The 20,425-nt window shown below is 54.9% G+C and carries 14 protein-coding genes, 1 tRNA gene and 1 pseudogene; 5 read left to right on the top strand and 11 right to left on the bottom strand.

Annotated elements, in window-relative coordinates; genetic code table 11:
- The first annotated feature begins 132 nt into the window (after nucleotides 1-132).
- Nucleotides 133-1,527, top strand: a complete 1,395-nt coding sequence (locus tag H8696_RS08905; protein ID WP_249316818.1) for an aspartate ammonia-lyase — start codon at nucleotides 133-135, stop codon at nucleotides 1,525-1,527.
- 61 nt (nucleotides 1,528-1,588) lie between these two features.
- Here the strand turns inward: H8696_RS08905 and H8696_RS08900 are convergent, their stop codons facing one another.
- The 8 genes from H8696_RS08900 to purR form a co-directional block, all read right to left on the bottom strand.
- Nucleotides 1,589-2,821, bottom strand: a complete 1,233-nt coding sequence (locus H8696_RS08900; protein ID WP_249316816.1) for a peptidylprolyl isomerase — start codon at nucleotides 2,819-2,821, stop codon at nucleotides 1,589-1,591.
- Between the two features lie 74 nt (nucleotides 2,822-2,895).
- On the bottom strand, nucleotides 2,896-6,366 hold the full coding sequence (gene mfd / locus H8696_RS08895; protein ID WP_249316814.1) for a transcription-repair coupling factor: 3,471 nt from the start codon (nucleotides 6,364-6,366) through the stop codon (nucleotides 2,896-2,898).
- Complete coding sequence (gene pth / locus H8696_RS08890; RefSeq protein WP_249316811.1) at nucleotides 6,363-6,986, bottom strand: aminoacyl-tRNA hydrolase; 624 nt, start codon at nucleotides 6,984-6,986, stop codon at nucleotides 6,363-6,365. Before pth ends, mfd begins: the two co-directional genes overlap by 4 nt.
- A 79-nt stretch (nucleotides 6,987-7,065) precedes the next feature.
- Nucleotides 7,066-7,776 (bottom strand): HAD family hydrolase, encoded by a 711-nt coding sequence (locus H8696_RS08885; protein ID WP_249316809.1) that lies wholly within the window; start codon nucleotides 7,774-7,776, stop codon nucleotides 7,066-7,068.
- Between the two features lie 9 nt (nucleotides 7,777-7,785).
- Nucleotides 7,786-8,742 carry a ribose-phosphate diphosphokinase gene (locus tag H8696_RS08880; protein ID WP_249316807.1) on the bottom strand — a complete coding sequence of 319 codons (957 nt, stop codon included), beginning with the start codon at nucleotides 8,740-8,742 and terminating at the stop codon, nucleotides 7,786-7,788.
- On the bottom strand, nucleotides 8,739-10,115 hold the full coding sequence (glmU, locus tag H8696_RS08875; protein WP_249316805.1) for a bifunctional UDP-N-acetylglucosamine diphosphorylase/glucosamine-1-phosphate N-acetyltransferase GlmU: 1,377 nt from the start codon (nucleotides 10,113-10,115) through the stop codon (nucleotides 8,739-8,741). Before glmU ends, H8696_RS08880 begins: the two co-directional genes overlap by 4 nt.
- Before the next feature lie 184 nt (nucleotides 10,116-10,299).
- The gene (spoVG, locus tag H8696_RS08870; RefSeq protein WP_249316803.1) at nucleotides 10,300-10,572 is read right to left on the bottom strand and encodes a septation regulator SpoVG; all 273 of its coding nucleotides are present in this window, start codon (nucleotides 10,570-10,572) and stop codon (nucleotides 10,300-10,302) included.
- 176 nt (nucleotides 10,573-10,748) lie between these two features.
- Nucleotides 10,749-11,567, bottom strand: a complete 819-nt coding sequence (gene purR / locus H8696_RS08865; RefSeq protein WP_249316797.1) for a pur operon repressor — start codon at nucleotides 11,565-11,567, stop codon at nucleotides 10,749-10,751.
- 144 nt (nucleotides 11,568-11,711) lie between these two features.
- On the opposite strand from purR, the gene murC reads away from it, so the two are divergent.
- Both murC and H8696_RS08855 read left to right on the top strand, forming a co-directional pair.
- Nucleotides 11,712-13,100, top strand: coding sequence for a UDP-N-acetylmuramate--L-alanine ligase (gene murC / locus H8696_RS08860; RefSeq protein ID WP_249316794.1), 1,389 nt, complete (start codon nucleotides 11,712-11,714; stop codon nucleotides 13,098-13,100).
- A gap of 75 nt (nucleotides 13,101-13,175) precedes the next feature.
- A complete protein-coding gene (locus H8696_RS08855; protein WP_249316791.1) occupies nucleotides 13,176-14,381 on the top strand; it encodes a CynX/NimT family MFS transporter in 1,206 nt (401 codons plus the stop codon).
- An 85-nt stretch (nucleotides 14,382-14,466) separates the two neighbouring features.
- Here H8696_RS08855 and H8696_RS08850 read toward each other — a convergent pair whose 3' ends face one another.
- From H8696_RS08850 to H8696_RS08840, 3 genes are read right to left on the bottom strand one after another with little or no spacing between them, the layout of a single operon-like run.
- Nucleotides 14,467-15,459, bottom strand: coding sequence for a ribose-phosphate diphosphokinase (locus tag H8696_RS08850; protein WP_249316788.1), 993 nt, complete (start codon nucleotides 15,457-15,459; stop codon nucleotides 14,467-14,469).
- Between the two features lie 26 nt (nucleotides 15,460-15,485).
- Nucleotides 15,486-16,868, bottom strand: coding sequence for a VanW family protein (locus H8696_RS08845; protein WP_249316786.1), 1,383 nt, complete (start codon nucleotides 16,866-16,868; stop codon nucleotides 15,486-15,488).
- 55 nt (nucleotides 16,869-16,923) lie between these two features.
- Nucleotides 16,924-17,463, bottom strand: coding sequence for a flavodoxin family protein (locus H8696_RS08840; protein ID WP_249316784.1), 540 nt, complete (start codon nucleotides 17,461-17,463; stop codon nucleotides 16,924-16,926).
- 150 nt (nucleotides 17,464-17,613) lie between these two features.
- On the opposite strand from H8696_RS08840, the gene H8696_RS08835 reads away from it, so the two are divergent.
- Both H8696_RS08835 and H8696_RS11415 read left to right on the top strand, forming a co-directional pair.
- Nucleotides 17,614-17,689, top strand: a tRNA-Arg gene (locus tag H8696_RS08835).
- A gap of 146 nt (nucleotides 17,690-17,835) precedes the next feature.
- A pseudogene (locus H8696_RS11415) lies at nucleotides 17,836-20,243 on the top strand (response regulator).
- The last annotated feature ends 182 nt before the right edge of the window (nucleotides 20,244-20,425 follow it).

The raw sequence follows: 20,425 nt of genomic DNA, 5'->3' as shown, positions 1-20,425 counted from the left end.
TTTTCACGATTCCTAACGCCTTCATCACAATTTTTGCATCTTTCTTTTAAAGTGCGCTGCAGCTCTTTACTTCCCGCTTCTTCCAGCGTATGCTAAGACAAAATCAGAACATTGCATGGGAGGCGCATCAAGATGAAACTCAGATCAGAACGGGACTCCATCGGCTCCATGGCCGTGCCCGAAGACGCCTATTACGGCGTACAGACGCTCCGCGCCGTCACCAATTTTCCCATTACCGGCCGCAGAATGTGCCGGGAAATGATCGTGAGCCTGGCTCAGGTGAAGCTGGCAGCCGCGTTGGTCCACCGGGAAGCGGGCAGGGTTGAGCCTGAAGCTGCCCACGCCATTGTTGCAGCCTGCCGCGAAATCATTGCCGGCGGACTTATGGACGCCTTCATTGTGGATCCCATACAGGGCGGAGCCGGTACTTCCGCCAACATGAATATGAACGAAGTGGTGGCCAACCGCGCCATTGAGCTTATGGGCGGACGGAAGGGCGATTACGCTCTCGTCCATCCAAACGATCTCGTGAACATGGCCCAGTCCACCAACGACGTATTTCCCACCGCGGGCAAGCTGGCGGCATTGAAACTGCTGGCTCCCGCCTTGGATGCACTGAACGAACTGTGTGCCGCACTGGAAGACAAGGGCGAGGAATTCGACGATGTCATCAAGATGGGCCGGACCCAGCTTCAGGATGCCGTACCCATGAATCTGGGGCAGTCCTTCCGCGCCTGGGCCTCGGCGGTGCGAAGGGATGTGGAACGGCTGAGCGTGGCCGGCGAAGGGCTTCTCACCATCAATCTTGGCGGTACAGCCATCGGTACCGCCGTCAACACCTACCCCGCCTATCGCGCTCGGGTCATCCGCAAGCTCTCCGAGATCACCGGTGAGCCTTTGGTACAGGCTGCCGACCTGATGGACGCCACCCAAAATCTCGATAGTTATGTTAACTTATCCGCGGCTTTAAAAACCTCGGCTGTGAACCTATCCAAAATAGCCAATGATCTTCGGCTGCTGTCCAGCGGGCCCCGCACCGGCCTTGGGGAGATCAATCTGCCCGCACGGCAGAACGGTTCCTCCATCATGCCCGGTAAGGTTAATCCCGTGATCCCCGAGGTCGTCTCCCAAGTGGCCTTCAATATCATCGGCAATGACTTCACCATCACCATGGCCGCCGAAGCGGGGCAGTTGGAGCTCAACGCCTTTGAGCCCGTGCTCTTTGACAATCTTTTTGAATCCCTGCGCACCCTGACCGCGGCCTGCACCACCTTTCGAAAGAACTGCATCGAGGGTATTACGGCCAATCGGGAGCGCTGCAGAAAATTGGTGATGGAAAGCACCGGCGTCGCCACTGCGCTATGCCCCTACATCGGCTACCAGAAGGCGGCGGAGCTGGCCAAGAAATCCCTGAAAACCGGGGTTCCGCTTCCCAAGCTCGCACTCGAGGAACACATCATGAATGCCGAGAAACTGGAAAAAGTGCTCGATCCCTCGGCCATGACCCACCCCCTGGCTGCCGATTAAGGATTACTGCGGCAAAAAAGCGGCGGAGCTCAAAGCTCTGCCGCTTATTCTTTTCTATCGATTACAGGCGCTTGGGATAGGTCTTGATCTCAGCGTTGCGTTCGTATTCGGCCAAAATGGTGTTCCACTCGGCGGTAGCCTTGGTGGAACGGATGGCCGCCTCCAGGGAAGCGCGGGTTTCGTCGTTCATCTCCACGGGACCCTCTTCGTACACCTTGACAAGCTGCATCACATGATAACCGTAGTCCGTGGCCACCATAGTGATGTCGCCCACGTTCTTCATGGACAGTGCGCCTTCCTCAAATTCCGCCATGTAGCCCGTGTCCTTACCGACGATGTAGCCCTCATCCTTGACCACATTGGCCTTCATGCCCGGATCCTCGCCGTACTCCTCAATAAGCTTATCGAAATCCTCGCCGTCCTGCGCCTTCTTCAAAACATCATCAGCCTTGGCCTTAATGGCAGCGAGCCCCTCTTCACGCTTGGCGTCCGCTTCCTCATCCTTGCCCTCGTTGCGCAAAGTGGTGATCGCCTCCTTCGTCTCATCGTCCATAGAAATGAGCACGTGCTTCACGTTCACATAGCCGCTCACCTGGTAGACAACAGGATCACTGGTGGATGCAGTAGCGGATTGGGCCTGCTTCAATTGATTGTAAAACTTGGTGGGATCGGAGGTGAACTCCTCCTTCTGGCTCTCCAGCAGCTTATCATATTCCGTCTGGACTTCCTCATCGGTTACTTCCGCCGCCTCGCCGAGTTCATCCAAAATCTTGAGACGTGCCTGCTCCAAATACTGTTCCTCATAGGCCTGCTCGCGGGTGATCCCGTATTGCTCCTGGATCATCTTGTCCGCTTCTTCCCGGGCCTTGGCCTCAGGGTCGATGGAGGGGTCCTCCTTGGCCTCTTCTTCATATTTGGTAAGAAGACTGGTGTAGCCGGTGGCGTTGTTGATCGTCTCGTCCGCCGTCGCCTCGGCCTCAGCCTTCTCTTCATCAGTCAGCTTGTCCACGGCCTTCTCATTTTTGAGATACTGGCTGGTGAGCTTTTGCTTGACCACCGCGTCCAGCACCTCCGCCTTGAGGTCGTTGGATTCCTCCGTGCCGTCCTCAAAGTTGTAATAGGAATTGTAGCTATTGTACTGTTCCAAAACCTCGCCTTTGTAAACTTCCTCGCCGTTCACCACGGCCACCACGGTTTTGGCATCCTTTTCAGCATCGATCTCAATCAAGCTGCACGCGCTGGTCAACAGCGCAATGGCGCTTACAAGGCCGATCGCTTTCACCCATCTATTCAATGTTCGATCCATCCTTTCGATGTCATTAACCTCTATATTATACAAAATACCATCGCGAATTGCAATGGCCTAAATCATTGGGCCGCCTCCAGAAAACGCTGTACTGTGTCGAGGAGCTTATCGGAATCCTTCATCACGAAATGGATCTTGACCTTCTCCCCGTTGATGAGCCTGGCTTCGGGAAAAGCCGTCAGCGCAGTGAAGAGTTTCGCCGGATCGGCAGCGGCCTCCGGAAGGAACCGCAGGGTTACCTCATCCTCCCGCTGCACGAAGGATGCGATGCCAAGTTTCTGGCTGAGCGATTTGAGATAAGCGATGGTGATCAGATTCATCACCGGCTGAGGCACATCTCCAAAGCGGTCGATGATTTCCTCCAACACATCCCCCTTGTCCGCCTCGCTTTCGATGGCGGCAATCCGCTTATAAATCTCAATCTTCTGACTTCCATCAGGAATAAATTCATCGGGCAGATAGGCGTCCAGTCGCACGTCCATCAGCGTATCCGCTTCCTCCTTCACCTCCTCACCCTTCACCCTGCGCATGGCTTTTTCCATCATGCGGCAGTACATATCATAACCCACCGCCGACATGTGGCCATGCTGCTGGGTACCCAGAAGGTTGCCTGCGCCACGGATTTGAAGATCCCGAAGGGCCACCCGAAAGCCACTGCCAAACTCGGTGAATTCTCGAATCGCCACCAGCCGCTTTTGTGCCACCTCGCTTAAAACCTTGTCCCGACGGTAGGTTAGATAGGCATAGGCTTGGCGGTTGGACCGTCCCACGCGGCCCCGAAGCTGATAGAGCTGGGAAAGACCAAAGCGGTCCGCGTCAGAAACGATGAGGGTGTTGACATTGGGGATGTCCATACCCGTTTCGATGATGGTGGTGCATAACAGGATATCCCCCTCATGCTCCATGAAATCCATGGTCACCTTCTCCAGTGCTTTTTCCGGCATCTGGCCATGGGCCATGAGGATGCGGGCTTCAGGAACGAGTTCCTGTAAGCGCTTAAACATCGTTGGCATGGACTCCACACGGTTGTATATAAAATATACCTGACCACCCCGCCCGATCTCCCGCATGATGGCCTCCCGCACCACGCCAGCATCGTATTCCATAACATAAGTCTGCACGGGATAACGTTCTTCCGGAGGCGTCTCCAGTACAGAGATATCCCGAATGCCCACCATGGACATATGAAGGGTCCGGGGAATGGGGGTGGCCGTAAGCGTCAAAACATCCACGTTTTTACGCAGCATTTTAATCCGCTCCTTGTGGGCAACGCCAAATCTCTGCTCCTCGTCCACAATCAACAGTCCAAGATCCTTGAACTTTACGTCCTTTCCCAGAAGCCGGTGAGTCCCCACGATGATGTCCACATTGCCTTCCGCAAGCCGTTTCAGCGTCTTCCTCTGTTCCGCAGCGGTTAAAAACCGGGACAGCTCCGCCACCTTGACGGCAAAGTTTGCAAAACGCTGGCACATGGTGTTGTAGTGCTGGTGCGCCAAAATGGTGGTGGGCGCCAGGAACGCCACCTGCTTGCCGTCCATCACCGCCTTCATGGCCGCCCGCAGGGCCACCTCCGTCTTGCCGTAACCCACGTCCCCGCACAGAAGCCGGTCCATCACTTTTCCCTGTTCCATGTCCGCCTTGATCTCCGCAAGACAGGTGATCTGGTCCGGTGTCTCCTGATAGGGAAAGTTCTCCTCGAACTGACGCTGCCAGGGCGTATCCGGAGCATAGGCGTGCCCATAACCAGCCTGCCGGGTGGCGTAAAGGGCGACCAGCTGCTCGGTCATCTCCTCAATGGAAGCTTCCACCTTTTTCTTGGTGCGGCTCCAGTCAGCGCCCCCAAGCTTGTTGAGCCGGGGAAGCCCCTCCTCGGACCCGATGTACTTTTGTACCCGGTCCATCTGTTCGGTGGGCACATTAAGCTTGCCGCCCTGATAGCGAATGACCAGGCAGTCCTTGTATTTGCCGTCGGAGAGGATGCGCTGGATGCCTTCATAGACGCCGATGCCATGGGCCTCATGCACCACTGCCTCCCCGACCTCGAGATCGGTGTAGGCTGTGATCTTTGCACCCGCGGGGCTGCCCTTCTTCACCGTGCGCCGGCGGCTGGCCTTCTTGTTGCCATAGATATCCAGCTCGGAAAGCACCGCCAGCTTCCCCTCCGGCCATACGTAGCCCGCAGAAAGGCTGCCGGGATCCACCACCACGTCGCCGGAAAGGAGTTTTTCCTTTGCCTTAACGAGATGGGCGGAGATATCCCGCCGCTGAAGTTCCTGTACAAGGCCTCGGGCTCGGTCACTGCTGCCCGCGGCCAGCACCACCCGCCATCCATCCTTCACCTTTGCAGCGATTTCATCGCCCAGTTGATCCATATGCCCGAGGAAGGACAGCGGCGAACGCCCCTCCACCTTGCAGAGCTCAGAGGGCTGAAATCCCTCCACCCGGGAAAGGATCTGGGCATAGGCCACATAACCATTTTGCATGAGCTGGGCCAAAAGCGTCTCAAAGGGAACCCGGCAGTGGATTTGATCCGGCAGGTAACGGCCCGATTCCAAATCGTACTTGAAGGTCTCCGCCAGAGTGGCGTTGAGATCCGACGCCCGCTGCCGGATGCGGGAGGGCTCATCCAGATAGACCCGACCGTTTTGAATATAATCCAGCAATGTGGCGCTTCTGGGGTAGAAATATGGCAAGAAGTTGTCCATTCCCTCGAAACGCCCGGTTCTTTCAAGATCGGCAATGCCGATGGAAAGCCGTTCCTCCATACGCTCCACGATCTTTGGATCCGCATAGCGGCGGCGCAGCTTCTTTTGTTCATCCCTGAGACCCTTGATGGCAAGCGTCCGGCTTTCCTCCGTCACCACGACTTCACCGGCAGGCCAAAGGACGGCTTCCTTCACACTCTCGATGGAGCGCTGGGTCTCCGCATTGAAACTTCGAATGGAATCGATCTCATCCCCGAAGAATTCCATCCGGACGGGATTGTCACAGCGGATGGAGTAGACATCCATTATACCGCCCCGCATGGCCACCTGGCCTGGACCCTCCACCATATCCACCCGTTCATAGCCCATGGCCATCAACTGACCGATAAGGCCGTAAGGATCCAGCTCATCGCCGGGTTTTAGGGTTTTGCAGCTCCCCGCAAAAATTTCCTGCGGAGTGAGCGCCAGCATGACCGCTTCAAGCGGCGCCACGATCACCTTGGCCGAGCCATCCACAAGACGGCTGAGCACCTCGAGGCGGGACAGAGTGCGGCTGCGACTGGCAGCCTCCACCTGAAAGCCGGTGATCTCCCGGGAGTCAAAATAAAAGGCCGCATCCTCCCCCAAATAGAACCGGAAATCCTCCGCCAGGTGGCGGGCCCTGCCATCGTCAGCCGTCACAAAAAGAGCCGGAAAAGCGCAAAGTCCCGCCGTCAGCTGGACCTTTTGCCCATCGGCCATTCCGCTGATCCATATCTCTCCCCTGGCATCCTTCAGTTCCGCCGTTTCCGGCACCGCCATCACCGGTTTAAGCAGCCAGTCCCTCACCCGTTCACCTCTCCATTCATTGGCTTATCCAAAGCCTCCTTTTGGGGCTTCGGGGGCTTTCTGGTATTGTATTCCCGCATGGCATCCTCGATGCCCCGGGTCACGAACACTTCCGCAGCCCTGGCCGCGTTTGTATACGCCTCGGAGATGGTTTCCTGTTCCTCCTTGGGATAGTGGGACAAGACATAATCTGCCAAATCCCAGCCCTGGGGCTTCCCCCCCACGCCCACGCGAATTCTGGGGAACCCATCCTCCCCCCACAATCCGATCACAGACTTCATACCGTTGTGGGTGCCTGCACTGCCGTTTTTTCGAATGCGCACATGGCCGAGGGGCAGATCCACATCGTCATAGATGACAAGCACATCCTGCGGCTCCATCTTGTACCAGTTCACCAGCTGCACCACCGCTTCACCGGAGAGGTTCATAAAGGTCTGGGGCTGGGCCAGCACCACCCGTTCCGCGCCCAGCCTCCCCTCGCCCAAAAGGCACTTCAGGCGGACGCGGCCAAGAGGGATGCGGTTTCGCTCGCTTAAAATTTCCACCACATCAAAACCCACATTGTGACGGGTTCTCGCATATTTCTCCCCAGGGTTGCCCAGACCAACGATGATTTTCATGTCTCCTCCAAACCAGTTATGGCCGGGAGGCTCTCGCCCCCCGGCATACTGTTATCCAATATTCCCACAGCCGGGCGAATCAATCCGCCATCGGCAGTGCTTCAATAAAAGCGACCAGCTCTTCGCGGCTGCCTTCATGGTCCGCCCGGATGGGCTCGCCATGGGTGATCGCGTTATTGGTCACAAAGTAGGTCTTCATGCCCAGCTTGGAGGCCACCATGTCCTCACGATTGTCGTTGCCAATCATCATGCAATCAGCCGGGCAAAGCCCCGTCATGCTGGCAATCTCCTCATAGTAGGCCAAATGGGGCTTACAAAAGTGCATGACCTCATAGGTCGTCACCAGAAGGAAGTCGGCGGGATCAAGTCCCACCCAGTGGAGCCGCGCCTCGATGGCATCCCGCGGAAACAGGGGATTGGTCGCCACCACCAGCTTGTATCCCTTGGCCTTGGCCGCCGCCACAATTCTCTCTGCCCAGCCGTCCATCTCGATCCGCGTGCCCAGTTTGGGGAACTCGTCCCGATAATAGACATCAAAAAGCGGTTTCAGCCGGGTCCAGGCACAGCCGCTGCGCTTCTCAAAATCCGCAGCAAAAGCCGCCTCATTGGTTACGGCAGGGTCCATATTGCCAATCATGGCATAGGTGGACCTCATGATCATCTCAGGAGCGGCCTTTGGATCCACCAGATCCTTGGCATAGGCGCTGATGTCATGCAGGTAGTGCTCCATGAAGAAGTCCAGGTCCACTGGCAGCAGCGTTCCATCCAAATCAAACCAAAGTGCTTTCATAAATATCCCTTACGCGTACAACGTGCTCACCGGCAGATCCTTATAGATGCGCTGGATGGCCGTGGCCAGTACGGGCGCGATGGAAAGGACCTTGATCTTGTCGAGCTTTTTCTCCGGCGGAAGAACGATGGTGTCGGTAACCACCAGTTCCTTGATGCAGCTGTTCTCAATGCGTTCGATGGCGGGGCCGGACAGCACCGGATGGGTGCAGCAGGCGTAAACCTCGGTGGCACCATTTTTCTTCAGCGCCTCGGCGCCCTTGACGATGGTGCCCGCGGTATCGATCATGTCGTCGAGAAGGATGCAACGCTTGCCCTTAATCTCTCCGATGATGTTCATAACCTCCGCCTGATTGGCACGGGGCCGGCGCTTATCGATGATAGCAAGGGGCGCCGCATTGAGACGGCCCGCAAAATCCCTGGCCCTGGTCACGCTGCCAAGATCCGGAGAGACGACCACAAGATCGTCACCAGCAAAGTTCCGCTCCTTATAATGGGCGGCCAATACGGGAACGCCCCGCAAATGGTCCACCGGAATGTTGAAGAATCCCTGGATCTGGGCAGCGTGCAAATCCACTGTCAGCACACGGTCGGCGCCGGCGGCCTGCAGCAGATCGGCCACCAGTTTCGCCGTGATGGGATCTCGGGGCGCCGCTTTGCGGTCCTGCCTGGCATAGCCGTAATAAGGAATAACCGCCGTGATGCGGCCCGCGGAAGCCCGCTTCATCGCATCGATCATGATGAGCAGTTCCATCAGGTGATCGTTCACCGGCGTATTGGTGGACTGCACCACGAACACGTCGCAGCCGCGAACCGTCTCCCGAATGTTTACGCTGATCTCCCCATCACTAAAACAGGTCACCACGCTGTGTCCCATGGGTACGCCCAGAATGTCCGCTACCTGCCGAGCCAGTGCGGGATTGGAGTTGCCGCTGAAAATCTTGATGTTTCCAATGTGCTCTCTCATACTTCCTCCTTCTGGTCCTTCTGTTTGTATTTATCCACCCAGCCCTCTTTGATGGTAGGCCGGGATCTGGCGATGTAAAGGGCTCCGCCCGGAGCATCGGTGGTCACGGTGGAACCGGCAGCGATGTAGGCGCCGTCGCCCACCTGCACGGGAGCCACCAAATTGACATTGCAGCCGATAAAAACGTCGTCGCCCACGGTGGAGACGTATTTTTTCTTGCCGTCATAATTGGAGAACACCACGCCGCAGCCCACGTTTACCCGCTCTCCCACCACACCGTCACCGATGTAAGTGAGATGGGATACTTTGGAGCCGTCTCCAATCCTGGCGTTTTTAAGCTCAACAAAATCCCCGATCCGGCATCCCTTGCCCACGAAGCTGTTGGGCCTAAGATAAGCGAAGGGACCCACCGTAGTATTTTCAGCCACCGATGCGCCCTCCATTACGGCACTTTGCACGGTGCAGCCATCGCCCACCTCGCTACTAAGAATACGGCTTCCGGGGTAAAGAATGCAATTCGCCCCTATGCGGGTTCTGCCCTCGAGATGATTGCCGGGATAGATCACCGTATCCCGGCCGACAACGACTTCCGGCCCGATGTAGGTGTTCTCAGGATTCATTATGGTCACGCCTTCACGCATGAGTCTTTCGTTGATGCGGCGGCGCAGAACGGCCTCAGCCGCGGCCAATTGGACGCGGTCATTGATTCCCTGGCATTCATCACTGTCCACCACCAGGGCCTCCACCCGTTCACCGCCTTCAGCCATCATCTGAATCACGTCGGTGAGATAATATTGATTTTGTGCATTGTCATTCGTAAGTTTAGGAAGTTTCTCCAATAGGCTTTCAATATGAAAACAGTAAACCGCACTGTTGATCTCACAGATTTGCTTTTGGACTTCATTGGCATCGCGGTCTTCGACGATCCGGGTAATCCGGCCCTCGCCATCCCGCACGATTCTTCCGTAGCCGGCAGGGTTCTCCAAAAGAGTGGTCATCACCACACAGGATGCGTTCTTCGCCTTGGCAAGGTCCACCATTTTTTCATAGGTTTCGGCTCGAATGAGAGGCATATCCCCAGCGGCGGCCAGTACATAGCCTTTTTTATCGGCCAGTTTCGGCATGGCGGCCATCATGGCGTGTCCCGTTCCCAGAAGAGGCTCCTGGAGTGCAAACAGCGCGCCCTTTGCCGCATCCATCACCGATTCCTTCTTGTGTCCCACCACCACAACGGGCTTATCGCTGACCCCCCGGGTCGCCTCCATCACCCACTGAATCATGGGCCTACCCACCAGGGGATGCAGCACCTTGTGCAGGGCGCTCTTCATGCGGGTGCCTTCGCCCGCTGCCAAAATCACAACGCTGGTATCCATGAATCTATCCTCTCCATTCGATGTTGATGCCTAGACCGGACAAAAGCGCATAAATTAAGTCATACACTCAAATTGTAGGCGATGCCACCCGGCCTGTCAAGCAGCCCTGGAGCCGGCACAAAAAAAGACGGCCCGAAGGCCGTCCAGGCATCGTTTCCTCTTTTCCTCAGAAAACGTTAACCGTCTAATCCGGATTGACTGGGTCCACCATTTCATGGTAAACGCTTAAAATTCTGTCCTGCAGTTTTGTCCGGGCTGCCGTGTTAATGGGATGGACGATATCTTTATACTCCCCATCCGGTGTTTTGCGGCAGGGCATAACGATAATCAGACCATTTTGGCCCTCCACGATCCGTATCCCATGGACGGCAATTTCATCGTCCAGGGTCACGGCAACAAATGCCCGCAATTTTCCATCGCTTTTGACTGGAGTTACGCGGATATCTGTAATGATCATGATCAACCCTCCCTTAAACGTTTACGATTCTATTCTTCATTTGGGAATTCAATTCCTGCTGGTAAGAAAATTTTTTCTTGACATTTTTCTGCAAAATTTAATCCCTTTCACCTCTAAAAAGCGTTCAAAAAGAGTCAATGGTATAAATGAAGCCGCGGAAAATCCGCGGCCTATTTCTAAATGTTCCAAGCTGGTATGATATGTACAGCGCTGTGCTCCTCGTCCACGCTTTTAAGCTTGAGCAGTGCCCGGCAGCCGGTAACCAGCTTTTGAGCCGGCTCCTCCGTTTCAATGATGACCGCTGTGCCCACCACTTCAATGCCGCATTCCGCCATCAGCTCATGCATACCCTTGGCCGTGCCGCCGCCCCGCATAAAGTCGTCCACGATAAGGGCTTTGTCCACACCGCTCACCAGGCGTTTTGCCAGCGACATCGTACGGATGGTCCGGTCACTGGAGCCGGACACATAGTTGATGGTCAAAACGGCGCCTTCCGTGATCTTGTTGTCACGGCGGCAGATGATAAGGGGGACATTGAGGAACCTTGCCGTCATCATGGCAACCGGAATGCCCTTGGTCTCCATGGTCACCACGGCGCCCGGCTCCACATGGGCGTATCCGGCGGCAATGATCTCGCCCATGGTCTGGGTATCCACAGGGTTGAACAAAAAATCCATCATATAGAGCAGACCGCCGGGAAGAATGCGGGAGGGCTCATTGATCCTTCGGCATAGTCCGGCAAGGTAATCCTCCACCGCTTCCTTTTTGGGCTTGGGGCGGTAGAATACGCCTCCCGCCGCTCCGGCCACCGTGGATATCTCCCCAAGGCCGTAGCGCTCGAAGGTGGCCTGGGCAAGATCGATATCCTCACTCACCGAGGATTTGGCGACCCCAAAAAGTTCACAAAAATAGGACAAGGGGACAACCTGGCTGGGTTTTCTGGACAGCGTCTGCATGATCACACCGATCCGCTCGTTACGTTTGACCCTTTCCATGGCAACTCCTTTTCCGAATGTTCTTTTCCTTTTTTCTATTATAATTCATCTTTCCTAAAAAGCCAATGTCTACAAAAAAAATTGTAAATTTTCCTGTCTGCGCGTATAATAACATATTGAGACAATGGGAAGGAAGGTTTCTTGATGATCAATCTTGAGGATTACAAGGGCCGCCGAGTTCATTTTGTGGGTATTGGCGGCATCAGCATGAGCGGTTTGGCGGAGATTCTGCTGCACCGCGGCTATAAAGTGACCGGCTCGGATATCAACCGCACCAATCTCACGGAAAGGCTGGAGGATCTTGGCGCCGTGATTCAGCAAGGCCACGAGCCCCAGCTGGTCAACGATGCCGATCTTTTGGTGTACACGGCAGCGGTCAAGCCCGACAATCCGGAACGAAAAAGGGCCGGGGAGCTGGGTATTCCCGAGATGGAACGCGCCGCTCTGCTGGGCGAGATTATGAAGCAGTACCCCGTTCGCATCGGCATTGCGGGAACTCACGGCAAGACCACGGCCACCTCCATGACGGCCTGCATCCTGGAGCTTGCAAACCTCCACCCCACCATCCATATCGGCGGGGAGCTCGATCTCATCGGAGGAAACACCAAGGCTGGCAACGGTGAAATCTTCATCTTTGAGGCCTGCGAATATGTGGACAGCTTTCTGCAGTTCCATCCCACCATTGCCGTGGTGCTCAATGTGGATCTCGATCATTTGGACCACTTCAAAAATATGGACCACATCAAGCGCTCCTTTGAGCGCTATCTGGCTCTTCTGCCCGAGGACGGCCTTGCCATTGGCCTGGCCGATGACGCCAACACCCTGGAGGTGCTCAAAAGCGCGCCGTCGGCCCAGGAAACCTTTGGGGTGGAAGGCGGCGATGATGTGCAGGCCAAAAACCTCGATTGCGATAACCGCGGTCATTTTTCCTTTGATCTTTTTGTTGAAGGCACATGCCTTGGCAGAATCGCCCTGGCCGTGCCCGGCCGCCACAACGTACTCAATGCCCTGGCCGCTTCGGCCGTTGCCCTCAAGATGGGGCTTGGCATCGAGGATATTCAGCGGGGTCTCGAGGCCTACACCGGCACCCACCGCCGTTTTGAGCTGGAGGGCGAACTGATGCCCGGCGTATCCGTCTATCACGATTACGCCCATCATCCCACCGAAGTAAAAGCGACGCTGGCTACCGCCCGGGCGCTTCATCCCAAACGTCTTTGGTGCGTATTTCAGCCCCACACCTACACCCGCACGGCGAAACTCTTTGAACTGTTCGTTGACGCCTTCAGCGACGCCGATGAGGTTATCGTGGCGCCCATTTATGCGGCGCGGGAGCCGAATGATGGTCAAAACAACGACGCACGGCTGGCACAAAGACTCAATGAAAAACAGTCAGCCATTTTCCTGAACAGTTTTGACACCATTTCCTGCCATCTGGCGGATCACTGCACGCCAGGCGATATGGTGCTGATTTTGGGCGCCGGCGACATTGAAAAGCTGGCCATTGCCATATCCCATTCGGCCGTCACCGCTTAGCCAAGTCAAGGCTTCCCTGCGAAGCCTTTTCTTCATCTCTTTTTTGGGACAAGCATATGTAAAGGAAGTGACCTCGTGAAAAACAAAAAAAATTGGCTGCTTCTCCTCGGTCTCATTTTGTTTTCCGCAAACCTACGTACACCCATCACTGCGGTGGGCTCGCTGGTCAGCTATATCGGCGCCGATCTCAATCTCTCCAGCGCAGTGAGCGGTTTTATCACCACCATTCCCCTGGTCGCCTTTGCTGTCGTCTCCTTTTTTGTGGGACGGATGAGCAAGCGTCTTGGAATGGAACGCACCATGTTCTATGGCATGCTTCTTATTCTGGGCGGTGAGATTCTTCGCTCCTACACAGGTGCTGTCGGCCTGTTCGCCGGTACGGCCATCATGGGCTGCGGCATCGCCGTGGGCAACGTGCTCATTCCCGGCATGATCAAATGGAAGTTCCCCACCAAGATCGGCCTTCTTACCGCCATCTATACCACAGCCATGGCGGTGTTCTCCGGCATTGGATCGGGTTTCAGCGTACCTTTGGCAGAGGCCCTGGGCAGCTGGCGCCATTCCCTTTGCTTTTGGGCAATTTTCGCGATTTTAGCCATCGTGATTTGGCTTCCCCAGATCACCAAAAAGAATAGTCAGTCCGCGGGACCTGCGGGGCATCCCTCGGGCAAGGATAAATCGGTTTACAAATCGCCGCTTTCCTGGAGCATTGCGCTCATGCTGGGCCTCCAGTCCTTCCTCTTTTACGCCTATGTGGCCTGGCTGCCCACCATCGCACAGAGCCGGGGTATGAGTGCAGAGGCAGGCGGTTATATCGGACTTATCTTCCAGTATATCAGTCTGCCCTCCTCCTTCATCATTCCCATTTTGGCCGGCCGTGCCAAGAACCAGAAGGGGCTGGTTATCGTATCCTATGCCTGCCATGTGGTGGGGCTTTTGGGTTTCCTGTTTGGACAGGGCGATATCATGCTCTATGCCAGCACCGTGTTCTCCGGGCTTGCCGCCGGCGCAACCATGGCTCTGGCCATGACCATCATCGGCCTTCGCGCCGCCAACCCCCGGCAGGCCGCGGAGCTTTCCGGCATGTCCCAGTCCATTGGATACGGCATCGCCGCCTTCTCCCCCATGCTGATCGGCGCCATCTACGATGCCACCGCCAGCTGGACGATTCCGCTCATCCTTCTTCTGGTGGCCGGTTTAGCGGCGGGATTCTTCGGGCTCAAATCCGGAGAGAACCGGCACCTTTTTTCAGAGGACGACCAAATCAAAGAGGCCAGCTAAGCTGGCCTCTTTTTTTCATCTTTTTCGGACGCTCAGGCGGCCTATGGCCGCCCAGCGTCCTCTCCCTCTGCCTCTTACAGCCGGGTTACTCCTTGTCGTACTCGAAAACGCTCTTCAGGATACGTTCCGAGGCCTGCTCAAACAGTGGGCTCAAGGATTCCCGGTCGTGGGTACGCATAACCGCTTCCGCGAACAGCGGGGCCACCGTGATCGTTTTGAACTTTTTATGTCCCGCGATGTGGGGATTCTCCACGGTATCGGTGCTGATAATCGTATCGATGGGACTAGCTTCCAGCTTTTTGACGCCCTCCTCAGAAATGATGTTATGGGACAGGCAGGCGATGATCCGTTCCGCGCCCCGCCTTTTGAGTTCGACGGCAAGACTCACCAGCGTGCCGCCGGAGATGGTGAAGTCGTCCACGATAACGCAGTTCTTATCCTTCACTTCCCCCACCACATCCAACACTTCCGCCTTTTCGTCATGACCATAGCGCGTTTTGTCGCCAATGGCCACAGGAAGGCCCAAATGACTGGCAAACTTGCGGGCCTGCTTGGCATAGCCGGAATCCGGAGAGACGATCACGGCATTGTCAATGGCCAGACTGCGCACGTATTCCGTTAGAATGGGCATGGCATAGAGGTGATCAACCGGTTTTTTGAAGAAACCCTGAACCTGGGCGCTGTGCAGGTCCATGGTCACCACGCGGTCCGCACCAGCCAGTTCCAGGCACTCGGCGCACACCCGCGCTCGGATGGACACCCGCGGCTCATCCTTCTTGTCGCCTTTGGCGTAGGAAAAATAGGGAATGATTGCCGTCACCGACTGAGCGCTTGCCCGCTTGAAAGCATCCATAAAAAACAGAATCTCCACGAACTCATCGTTGGGATTCATCCCGATGGGCTGGAAGAAAAATACTTCCTTGTTTCTTATGGGCTCCAGAATGCGCACCATGGTGTTGCCCTCGGAGAACTTGATGACCTGAGATTTGCCCAAGGGCACCCCGATGTAATCACATACCCGCTGGGCAAAGCCCTTGCCGGAACTGCCGGCAAAAATCATACTTTCTTTGGTGTTCAAAAGCTCCACTCCTTTGTATCTTTGACCTACCGCGACTGAACGCCCACATATTTCATGCCCTGAACCGGTTCGTAAATATCCGTGTGCAGCAGTTCACGATGGGTTTCCCTTCCATTTTCCATGTAGATTCGCCAAGCCTCCACCGTCATGCCTTGACGGGCCTGAGTCACCGTATAGGTTTCATCGGTGTATTTCACGTAGGTGCCCTCGGTGTCTTTCAGTATCTTGGCAGCCGGTGGATCCTTGCGCTCAAGGACTTTCTGCTCCAAACGCACTTCGCTCTCCGGCCGCCCATAGAGCTCAACACAGGCGTTGCCGCCGCTGACATAGGCCTTGATGTATACGGTGACCTCGCTGTCGTTGGTAAATTTGAGATCCAGATTGGGATAATTTACGGTGGCATCAAAGCCCTCCGCCACGTAGGACAACGGAAACGCGTGATGCACCCTCTCCTTTACCTGAAGTCCCGCCTTCAGCCAAGCGTTGTACAAGGTGGAGGAGCTTTGGCATACGCCGCCGCCCGGGCCGTCCACCAGAGATTTATTGATGATAATGGGCGCATCCAGATAACCGTTCTCTGCGCTTCGTTCCCCGGTCGTCTCATTAAAGGAGACCGTTTCCCCCGGCCGTACTATCATCCCATGAAACTTTGCCAAGGACTGCTTGATATTGTGCACGCGATTGTCACTGCTTCCCCCAAGGGGTGTGAGCATGGCGGACAGTTTCTTGGTATCCTCCTGAAGCTGCCTCAGCGTGCCATCCGGCTGCAGGACGCTTACCGGAACCTCCACCTGGATCGTGCCCGTGATTCGCCCCTGCAGACCCTGCTCCACTCTGCCGAGCAGCTTGGACCAATCGATGGAAACCCCCGTCTCCTCCCTTGCATAGGTAAAAGGCTGGTCCGCATCGGGGTCAAAGAATGCCTCCGCATCCTTTGCCGCCTTCTCCCAGCTCCCAATAGCGCTTCTTAAAGCTTCTTCAAGGCCCGCTCGGTCCCAAATCAGGCTTGTGGTGTAGATAGCTCTGCCACTCCCAGCCTCCTCGAGCTGGTAAAGCCGCTCCAGCACAGTGCCCTTTCGGCCCCTATTCCAGGCGTCACCCAAAATCTCCTCCAAATTGTACCGCACACCCAGCTCGGCCGCTCCCAGCGTCTCCGCCCGGTCCTGCCAGGACAGAAGGACTTCCGTCTGTTTGAGATGGGGATCGCTTCTTTGATGCAGTTTCGTCAGGGCTTCCTCCCTGGACCAGCCGCCAATCGGAACCCCATCCACCTCGGTCCCCGGTGCAAATTCACCTTCCAGCCGGAAAAACCAGATTCCAATGAGGATTAGGCTCACGAGGCCCAATACCCAAAAGGCCGTTAAAAGCCATCTTTTCCATCCTTCGTAATCTTTGAGCTCCCAAAACATGGTTCATCCTCCCAGGCTTTTTAGTATTCTATGCTTGGGAGGATAAGCTTACGTCTTATTTATTGGGGCGTTTGATCACAAAAAATTCTTCCGCATCGTCCGGATAAAGCTTGGGTGAAAGATCGACCAAAATATCATCGATCTGCTGAGAACCTTCCAGGAAGGATTTCGCATTTTTTTCGCTGGTTGCTATGGTATAGACATCCTGAAGCTCGGCTCCCGCGTCCTCCAGCCATTGGTGAAACACCTCTTCCGCCGATCCCAGACCGCTGCGGCACAGGAAGAAGCCATAGACCTTGCTTCCCTTGAGATTGGCTTCATCAATAAAGGCATGCAGTGCCGGCGCCGGCATGGTGCCCCAAATGGGAGCCACCAAAAAAATCACGTCATACTGCTGAGGATCCACGCTCACCGGTTCAATCTGGCTTTTCTCTTCCCGGTTCGCCTGGGATGCGCCCTTGAAACGAACACCCATTCTCGAGCGTTTCTGCGTCTCATGAATGCAGTACAGATCGCCGTTATAATGCAGCTCAAGCTGCCGGGCAATCACTCTGGAATCCCCCGTATGGGAGTAATAGGCCACCAACAGTTTCAAGGTCTCACGTCCTCCTTAGTTCCGCAGTTTACGGATTCCTATATTAGATTCGCCCCTTTCCGTCAAACTCCTTTCAGAAATTCTCTATTTGCCTTTGAAAAAACACTTTGAAAAATAGGCTCACTGTGCTATAATAACTTTCGTATTCATGCGTCTGTAGCTCAGGGGATAGAGTGTTCGACTCCGACTCGAAAGGCCGTAGGTTCGAATCCTACCAGGCGCACCACGTCGGAGCAAGCAATACATAGCTTGCTCCGACTTTTTATTTAAAATATCGGTTTTACTGTCCCTTGCAGCGGTACACACCTCACAATGTGAGGTGTGTGTGCTTTTATGACCGTGTCAATATCACCATTCGCCCGTCACCGAGCTATGGATAAAAATCCGGTAGAAGAACTGATTGGCGGGGATGTGGCCGAGGACTACGAATTATTGATGAACACCATGCAGGTGAGCGTCAGCAAGCACATATTGGATGAACATTTTACCGCGGTGTGGAGCAATCCTTTTTATTATCAGCTGATCCGCTATCCTAAAGAGGGAATACGAAGCTCTTTTCCATAATCGTCCCGATCTTTACTATCCGTATCACCACTATGAGGATGAACTGAAAAAAATCCAGGATGTGGTTATGGACACGATTGAGACGGGCAAGACCAAATACAGCCTTTTGACCCGGATGCCCGTCAAGGGAGGCGGACATGTCTGGGTTCAGCTGCATGGGGTTATCACCAAGAATATATACGAGGGTTATCCCATCGCCTATTCGGTGCTGGTTAACGTCGATAACACCGTGAAGATGCAGCAGGCGCAATCCATTACCTACAACAATATCCCCGGCTTTGTGGCCAAATATTTGATCAAGGATTATCTGCATATCAAGCTTTTGGAGGCCAATCAACAGTTTGCTGAATTTTTTGGAACCATAAATCGCAATACCAATGATCCTCTTTTCCGCGAGAATGTGGAAGCCAACCGGGAACAGATCATTCCCCAGTTGGAACATGTCAAACAAGGTGAACACGTCCGCTTTTTGGCCCAGCTGCAAAACCGTGAGGGCCGGACCATTTTTATGCAGGCCAACGGCGATTGTGTGGATTGGATCGACGGTGCTCCGGTATATCTTCTGACCTACATTGATGTAACTGATCTCACCGAGCTTCGGGAAATGCAGGCAAAGCTGGAGGAACAAAAACAGCAGCTGCAGGATGCCCTGGCTGGTGCACGAAAAGCCAATGCCGCCAAACGGGACTTTTTGTCCCGAATGTCCCATGAGATCCGCACCCCCATGAACGCCATCATTGGCATGACCACCATCGCCGCCGCCCATCTGGACGACCGCGACCGTATCGAGGACTGTTTAGGAAAAACCAGTTTTTCATCCAAGCATCTGCTTTTCTTTGATCAATGACATTTTGGATATGTCCAAGATTGAAGATGGCAAACTGACGGTAAACCGAAATCCTTTCTTTCTAAAACAGATTCTGGACTCCGTCACCACGATCATCTACCCACAAGCTGCCGCTCAGGGTGTGGATTTCAAGGTATCCGTTCAGGACATGGCGGAGGAAGAGCTGATAGGCGACGCCACGCGAATTAACCAAGTCCTGATCAATCTCCTGTCCAATGCGGTTAAGTTTACCCCCGAACATGGGCATGTCCGCTTGGAGGTCAGGCGGCTTGTCCAGCAAGGCAGAAGCGTGAGACTGCGCTTCACGGTCAGTGATACCGGCCGAGGAATGAGCAAAGAATTTGTGGAACACGGCTTGTTTCAAGCTTTTGAGCAGGAAAATGGTGCTGGCGGAACCGGACTTGGGATGCCCATCACGAAAAATCTCGTCACCCTCCTGGACGGCGCCATCTCCATAACAAGCTGTCCAGGCGAGGGCACGACTTTCATGGTGGAACTGCCTTTTGAGCTGTCGAAGTGCCACAAGCCCTCGCAGTATCCGGCCATGGGAACGCTCCGTGTGCTGGTGAGCGACGATGATCCGGATGAATGCGCCTATGCCGCGCTGCTTCTTGAAAAGTTTGGTGTAAAAGCAAAATGGGTGCTCAGCGGCCATGAGGCCGTGGACGCGCTCCGCTGTGCCTACGCTATGGGCGAGAGCTATGATATCTGTCTTATTGACTGGCAGATGCCCGGTATGGACGGTATTGAGACCACTCGCCAAATCCGAAGCATCATCGGTCAGGATCCCCTAATTATTATCATCACAGCCTACGATTTTAGCGGGATTGAGAGGGCAGCCAAGGCGGCGGGTGCCAACCTTTTCCTCTCCAAACCGCTGTTTGCATCCACGCTCTACAACACCCTGCTCACTGCCACCGAAATGGGAGGTCCCCTTCCCAAGCCTAAAAATTTGGAAGAATCGGTCATCCTTGCGGGCAAGCACATCCTCGTTGCGGAAGATAATGATCTGAACCTGGAGATTGCTGTTGAGATTCTGAAAATGGTGGGAGCCAAAGTCAGCAGTGCATGCAATGGCAAAGAGGCGGTGAACTGGTTTGTTGGACCCAAGGGCAGAACCTGTGACGCCATCCTGATGGATATTTAAATGCCGGAGATGGACGGCTATCAGGCGACCAAGGCCATCCGCAGTTTCGCCTGTCCCAACGCCTCCACCATCCCCATTATCGCTATGACGGCGAATGCCTTTTTGGAGGATGTGGCGGCGGCTTTGGAGGCCGGCATGAATGCCCATGTGGCAAAGCCCATTGAAATTGATGAATTCTACAGAACACTGCAAAACGTTATGGCCCCCAACAATCAGACTTAAGCGAACGTCGTCTTTTGGGGACGTTGTTCGGGACTTAACCGGACTAAGTTTTCTATCATCCGTATAGGCCATGATGCATGGCGGCAATGTACAATAAAGGCTGCGAGCTGCGCTCCAGCCTTTTGTTGTGTCTTTAATAGAGGATCTCGCACCATTCATGAAAGCAGTAGATAATTGGTATA

This window comes from Gehongia tenuis (assembly GCF_014384795.1).
GTDB classification, from domain to species: Bacteria; Bacillota; Clostridia; order Christensenellales; family NSJ-53; genus Gehongia; species Gehongia tenuis.
Note: the sequence above shows the minus strand (reverse complement) of the source record. Positions and strands in the feature narration are given on the sequence as shown.

Excerpts from the sequence above, each read along its gene's own strand:
- H8696_RS08905 (WP_249316818.1), top strand. The coding sequence starts at position 133 with ATGAAACTCAGATCAGAACGGGACTCCATCGGCTCCATGGCCGTGCCC.
- pth (WP_249316811.1), bottom strand. The coding sequence starts at position 6,986 with ATGAAAATCATCGTTGGTCTGGGCAACCCTGGGGAGAAATATGCGAGA.
- H8696_RS08885 (WP_249316809.1), bottom strand. The coding sequence starts at position 7,776 with ATGAAAGCACTTTGGTTTGATTTGGATGGAACGCTGCTGCCAGTGGAC.
- H8696_RS08880 (WP_249316807.1), bottom strand. The coding sequence starts at position 8,742 with ATGAGAGAGCACATTGGAAACATCAAGATTTTCAGCGGCAACTCCAAT.
- glmU (WP_249316805.1), bottom strand. The coding sequence starts at position 10,115 with ATGGATACCAGCGTTGTGATTTTGGCAGCGGGCGAAGGCACCCGCATG.
- spoVG (WP_249316803.1), bottom strand. The coding sequence starts at position 10,572 with ATGATCATTACAGATATCCGCGTAACTCCAGTCAAAAGCGATGGAAAA.
- purR (WP_249316797.1), bottom strand. The coding sequence starts at position 11,567 with ATGGAAAGGGTCAAACGTAACGAGCGGATCGGTGTGATCATGCAGACG.
- murC (WP_249316794.1), top strand. The coding sequence starts at position 11,712 with ATGATCAATCTTGAGGATTACAAGGGCCGCCGAGTTCATTTTGTGGGT.
- H8696_RS08845 (WP_249316786.1), bottom strand. The coding sequence starts at position 16,868 with ATGTTTTGGGAGCTCAAAGATTACGAAGGATGGAAAAGATGGCTTTTA.